This is a genomic window from Halorubrum sp. SD612, assembly GCF_002135005.1.
In genome coordinates this window covers 1-5651 of record NZ_NEWI01000151.1, presented here as the reverse complement: position 1 = coordinate 5651, position 5651 = coordinate 1, and the positions used below count along the sequence as shown (strand labels likewise).

Annotated in this window: 4 protein-coding genes and 1 pseudogene; 4 read left to right on the top strand and 1 reads right to left on the bottom strand. The window is 73.2% G+C overall.

Features of this window, described 5'->3' with window-relative positions; genetic code table 11:
- The 3 genes from B9G38_RS13735 to B9G38_RS13725 form a co-directional block, all read left to right on the top strand.
- On the top strand, nucleotides 1-937 hold a 937-nt coding region (locus tag B9G38_RS13735; protein ID WP_086220732.1), incomplete at its 5' end, for a glycosyl transferase family 2.
- A 46-nt stretch (nucleotides 938-983) separates the two neighbouring features.
- Nucleotides 984-1802 carry an imidazole glycerol phosphate synthase subunit HisF gene (gene hisF, locus B9G38_RS13730; RefSeq protein ID WP_086216534.1) on the top strand — a complete coding sequence of 273 codons (819 nt, stop codon included), beginning with the start codon at nucleotides 984-986 and terminating at the stop codon, nucleotides 1800-1802.
- Nucleotides 1803-1896: 94 nt separating this feature from the next.
- Entirely contained in the window at nucleotides 1897-2085 is a 189-nt protein-coding gene (locus tag B9G38_RS13725; protein WP_049932369.1) for a hypothetical protein, read from the top strand.
- A 298-nt stretch (nucleotides 2086-2383) separates the two neighbouring features.
- On the opposite strand, the gene B9G38_RS13720 is transcribed toward B9G38_RS13725, so the two are convergent.
- Nucleotides 2384-4552: a glucan 1,4-alpha-glucosidase gene (locus B9G38_RS13720; protein ID WP_086220731.1), complete on the bottom strand. Its 2169-nt coding sequence runs from the start codon at nucleotides 4550-4552 to the stop codon at nucleotides 2384-2386.
- 104 nt (nucleotides 4553-4656) lie between these two features.
- On the opposite strand from B9G38_RS13720, the pseudogene B9G38_RS13715 reads away from it, so the two are divergent.
- Nucleotides 4657-5651, top strand: a pseudogene (locus B9G38_RS13715) (alpha amylase); the annotation flags it as partial.

Genomic DNA, 5651 nt, shown 5'->3' with positions numbered 1-5651 from the left:
ACCCCGGCTCGATCCGGTTGTCGTAGTCGACCAGCGCGACCGCGTCGCCCGCAACGCCGGCATCGAGGTTGCGACGGGCGACGCGGTCGCGCTGGTCGACTACGACAACCGGATCGAGCCGGGGTGGCGCGACGCGGTCGACGACGGCCTCGACGCGGCGCCCGTGGTCTCCGGACCGGTGACGCCGATCCCGCCGGGCGGGACGAGCGCCGCGGAGCCGGGAATCGAGGCGGACGCGGTGGAGTCGGGGGGCGGGACCGACGCCGCGAAGACCGGGTCGGCCATTCCGGACGTCCCGGACGCCGGCGACCGGAGCGCGCCTGAGCGTAGCCGGATCGCGGGGCAGAACGTTACCTACTTCGAGAGCGGGAACGTCGCGTTCCGGCGGGACGCCCTCGACGAGCTCGACGGCTTCGACGAGTACCTCCGGGTCGGCGGCGCGCGCGACGCCGCGCACCGGCTCGCCCGCATGGACCGCGAGGTGGCATGGCGGCCGGGACTCGCCGCGCGGGAGGAGCTCCCGACCCCGACCGCGGCGGACGGCGGACGCAGCGCGAGCGAGTGGGGCTGGAAGTACCGGGGGCTCGCCTATCGGCTGCTGAAGAACTACGGCGCCCGCCCGACGGCCCTCCTCCGGACCGGGTCGCACGCGCTCGCCGACGCGGTTGCCGCGGCGAAGGACGTGGTCCGCGGCGAGTCGACCCCCACGCGGTGGGCCGCGACCGGGCGCGACGTACTCTTAGGCCTCGCCGGCGGGACCTCCGACGGGCTGGTCGCGCGGCGCCGGGACCGCGGCCCCGCCCGGAACCCGAACGGCATCTCGACGCGGGCCGACCGCGCCGTCGCGAAGTACGACCGGCGGGCGGAGCGGGACCGCGGCGAAACGGAAGGAGCGGAGGACGGCGGCGAGCGGGCCGCGATCGACGACACCGAGTGAGCCCCGCGCATTTTAACCGAGGGCGCGGTCAACGAACCGACAACGAATGGGACTCACGAAGCGTATCATCCCCTGTATCGACGTCGACCTCGACGAGGACGGCGACGCCGCGGTGTACACCGGGGTCAACTTCGAGAACCTGGAGTACACCGGCGACCCCGTCGAACTGGCGAAGAAGTACAACGAGGCGGGGGCCGACGAGTTCGTCTTCCTCGACATCACCGCCAGCGCCGAGGGGCGCGAGACGATGCTCGACGTGGTGAACCGGGTCGCAGACGAGTGTTTCATCCCGCTGACGGTCGGCGGCGGTATCCGCACCAAGGCGGACATCAAGGAGACGCTCCGGGCGGGCGCGGACAAGGTCTCGATCACGACCGGCGCATTGGAACGCCCGGCGCTCATCGAGGAGGGCGCGGCCGCGTTCGGCAGCCAGTGTATCGTCATCTCCGTCGACGCGCGGCGGCGGTACGACGACGCCGGCGAGCACTTCTACGAGGACGAGGACGGGGAGACGGTGTGGTTCGAGTGTACGAAGAAGGGCGGCCGCGAGGGAACCGGGATCGACGCCGTCTCGTGGGCGAAGGAGGCCGAGGAGCGCGGCGCGGGCGAGCTGTTCGTCAACTCCATCGACAAGGACGGCACGAAGGACGGCTACGACATCCCCCTGATGAAGGCGGTCGGTGAGGCCGTGTCGACGCCGCTCATCGCCTCCTCCGGCTGCGGGAGTCCCGAGGACATGTACGACGTGTTCACCGAGGCGGACGCCGACGCCGGCCTCGCGGCCTCCATCTTCCACTTCGGCGACTACTCGATCGCGGAGACGAAGGCGCTCCTCGACGAGCGCGGCGTGCCGGTCCGGCGCTGAACGCGGCCGGTGCGACGCTAACTACGGTCGTAGTTTCTATTTTTCACCGATTGAAACCAACAGCTATTATGCGACCGCGAACCAAACGTGACGTATGTCCACGTCCACGTCATCCGCACGTGTTCGCGACGGGTCGCCGGAACTCGTCTGTAAACGGACCGACGACGGCGACGGCGGCGGCGAGGTGACGTTCTTCGAGCGGGACGTCGACCCTGACGAGCGGACCACCCGGTGGATCACGGTCCGGGAGGAGGACTGCGTGCCGCGTGACGACTGGCGATAAGCGGTTTTGGTCGTCCTTGTGTTTTTATTTATAACCCGCTGTCAGCGGAGCGACTGCGATCACCCCGGAGCCCCAGCCGATCGCATAGCAGTCGTGAGTTGACGACCGACGGAGGCGACCTCCAAAGCTCCGCCCCGCACAGCGACCGCACCTCACGCCTCCCCAGCCTCGTCAGTCGCCTCCGCTTCGCTCCGGCGACTGACTCCCTCGCACGCGCACCTCGCGGCCGCCGGTGGCGGCCGCTCGGCGGCGCGCGCCGCTCCGCAGATCTGATGTGTAAATAGTCGCCGGGGTTCGGTCAGTCGTCCGCGGTCGCAGCGTCGGCGAACTGCGGCAGTTCGTCGTCGAGCAGCGCCACCGTGGCCAGTCGGATCGCGTGCGGCCAGCCGAGCGGCGTCGCGCTGTCGGGCGTCCCGTCGTCGAAGTACTGCTCGGGGAGGTACGTCGTCGGCTCACAGAGCGACCCGCCGGGCGAGACGTGCGCGAGCAGGTCGCGGGCCCGGGCCGTCATCTCCGCGGCGCGCGGGTCGTCGTGCGCCGCGAGCAGCGCGGCGAGCTCCGCGCAGGCGTTCGCGCCCCACGCGGTCGAGACCGTCCACACCTTCTCCGAGAGCTGGTCGGCCCGCCGCCAGCCGTCGCCCTCGTACCGGATCAGGCCGGCGATGTCGTCGGTCTCGTGGGAGAGGCCGTCGACGACCGTCTCGACGTGCGAGACCAGTCGGTCGAGGCGCTCCTCGTCGACCGCGCCGCCGGCTCCGGACCCGTCGCCCGCCGCGCCGAGCGCGTCGAAGGAGCGGTGCGCGGCCGCGAGTCCGAGCGTCGCCGAGTCGAGCCGGTCGTCGATCCCGCCGTCGAGCGTCTCGCGGACGGCGTAGCAGCCGCGCTCGGGGACCCAGAGGTCGTCGAGCGCGTCGTACACCTCGCGGGCCCGGTCGCGGGCGTGCGCGGCGAGGTCCTCCGGGAGCGACGCCGCGCCGGGGACGGCGTCGGGGTCGTCGAGCGCGTCGACCGCGAGCCCCGCGCCGTGGCGGCCGAGCTCGCTGTACGCCTCGAGGAACGTCGCGGCGGTGTGGGCGAACCGGCCCGCGGAGTCCTCCCACGCGTTCTGACAGACGACCGGGCGGCCGTCCGGTTCGAGCGTGCGGTCGAGCCCAGCGAGCGCGGCGACGAGGGTCGAGTCGAGCCCCTCGACGTCGACGCCCGCCTCGCGGGCCCGCGCGAGGTACGCGACGACGCTCCCGGTCTGATCGGCCTGATAGTCCACGTCCGGCCCGTCCTCGATGCGAGCGTTCGCCCACCCGGGGGCGAGCGCGCCGTCGCGGGGCCACACCCGGTGGGGCCACGAGCCGTCGGGCCGTTGGGTGGCGACGTACATTTCGGCGGACCGCGCGTGCCAGTCGTCGAGGTCGAGGTCGACCGCGTCGGCGGCCCCGAGCAGGAAGCCGGATATCTCCGCGTCGTCGCGGAACCACGTGTAGCCGTAGCCGCCGGAGTGCTCGTAGTACGGGTCGAAGTCGGGTCCCGCGATCCGGAGCCCGGACGGCGCGGAGAGCAGCGAGAGGACCCGGAGGTCCGCGACGACCGACTCGCGGGCGGGAGCCGACTCGGGGACGGCTGGGAGCGCGTCCGCGGCCGCGTCCGCGAGCGCGTCGACGTCGTCGTGGTCGGCGAACAGCGCGTCGAGGCGCTCGCGGGCGGCCCCGCGGTCGGTCTCCGCGCCGTCGGTCAGGAGCGTGGCGACCGTCGCGACCCCGTCGTCGAACGGCACGTCGGCGATCACCTCGCCGGAGAGGCGCTCCTCCTCGTACCGGTCGCCGTCGCGGTCGCGCGGGAGCTCGGTCGGGTCGTCGGCGAGCAGCTCGGGGAACGTGGTCGGGAGCTGGCCGCGGAGGTCGGCGAAGCCGGTCGCGCTCGCGAGGAAGTCGTGCTCGTCGGCGTGGTACACCTCGACGGCGTCGTCGTAGCGGAGCTGCCCTACGCGGTCGTCGCGGCCGTCCGGCGCGAAGCGGGCGTAGACGACGAGCGACGCGTCCGCGGGGTCGACGGCGGCCCCGTCGTCGCCCCCGTCTTCCGCGCCGTCGTCCCCGCTGCTCGCGCCGTCGAACTCGACCGCGGCCCGCGTGAGGTGCGCGTCGCCGAGCGTCACGTCGTGGCGGGTGACCGTCGCGCGCGGCGTCTCGTGGACCGTCTCGACCAGCGCGGTGTCGCCGACGTACCGCTGCGTCGTGTCGGCCTCGTCGAGCCACGTGACCTCGTCGCCGACGGCGAGCCCGATCCGGGACCGAACGAGCCCGGTCCGACCGGTCAGCGGGTAGCCGAAGTCGCGGAGTTCGCCGTCGTCGCCGACGTGGACGAGTCGACCGTCCCCGCCCGAAAACCGGCCGGAGACGGTGCGCCGCTCGCCGGGGAAGCGCGTCCCGTCGCCGGCGTGGCGCTTGTAGTCGTCGAGCGCGTCGCGAAGCTGCATTACGCGAACACACGCCGCCGCTGCGTATGAAGCTTTGGTGTAATTATTGTTCACGCGTTTGCCGAACGGAAACCCTCAAATCGCGCCGCGCCGACAGGCGGGTCGTGTACGAACCCGGCCCCCCGCGAACGACGAGCGTCGGCGAGTCCGTCGAGCTGGCGGCGCGGTCCCCGGACGCCGACGGCACGTACCGCTGGCGCGTCCGCGACGCGCCCGCCGACAGCGCGCTCTCCGCCGGAGACGGCCCGGACCCGGACGCGACCGGCCCGCCGAGCACGGCGACGGCAGCGGGTTCGGCGGCCTCGACCGCGGTGCTCCGCGCGGGCGAGACGAGCCGCGACGACGACCCGGTCGTCCACCTCGCGCCCGACGCTCCCGGCACGTACGTCCTCGCGCTCGACGCGCCTGACGGGACGCACCGACAGCGCGTCCGGGCCTTCCCGGACGAGCGACGGGAGACGGAGATCCGCGTCCCGGCCGCCGACATCCCGACGGACGGCGACGACGAGGTCGACCGCGTCTCCCTGCTGTGGCCCCACAACGAGAACTGCCTCGGGCTCGACCGGGCCGAGCGCGACGGCGACGAGTGGGTCGCGACGGTGCGGGTCCCGCCCGGACGCCACGGCTTCGGCTTCGTCCCCGACGGCGACCGCTCGGCGGCGTATCACGGCGACTGCGAGGTCTCCGGCCCCGGGCGACCGCGGATATCGCTCGACGCGGCCGTCGTCGAGGGCGACGGCCCCGAGGAAAGTGACCGGCTCCGCCTGACAGCCGAGATCGAGCCCGCGCCCGCCGTCGACGACGTTGAGCGCGCCGGCGATCCGGACGCCCTCGACGTGACGTTCCTCGTCGACGACCGCGACGCCGACCCGGAGACGGTGGCGGCGATCGAGTCGCGCGCCGACGGCCGGACGCTCTCGGTCCCGCTTGACGAGCTCCCGGACTCGGTCCGGATCCGCGCGGCCCCGCACGGTGAGCGGTACGGGGCTGCGGAGACGGTGCGGGTGGAGACGGACGCGAGCGACGGAGACGCTGCGGAGGCGACGGCCGCGTCGGTCGCGGTCGCCGACCCGAACCCGACGCCCGAGTGGGCCGAGTC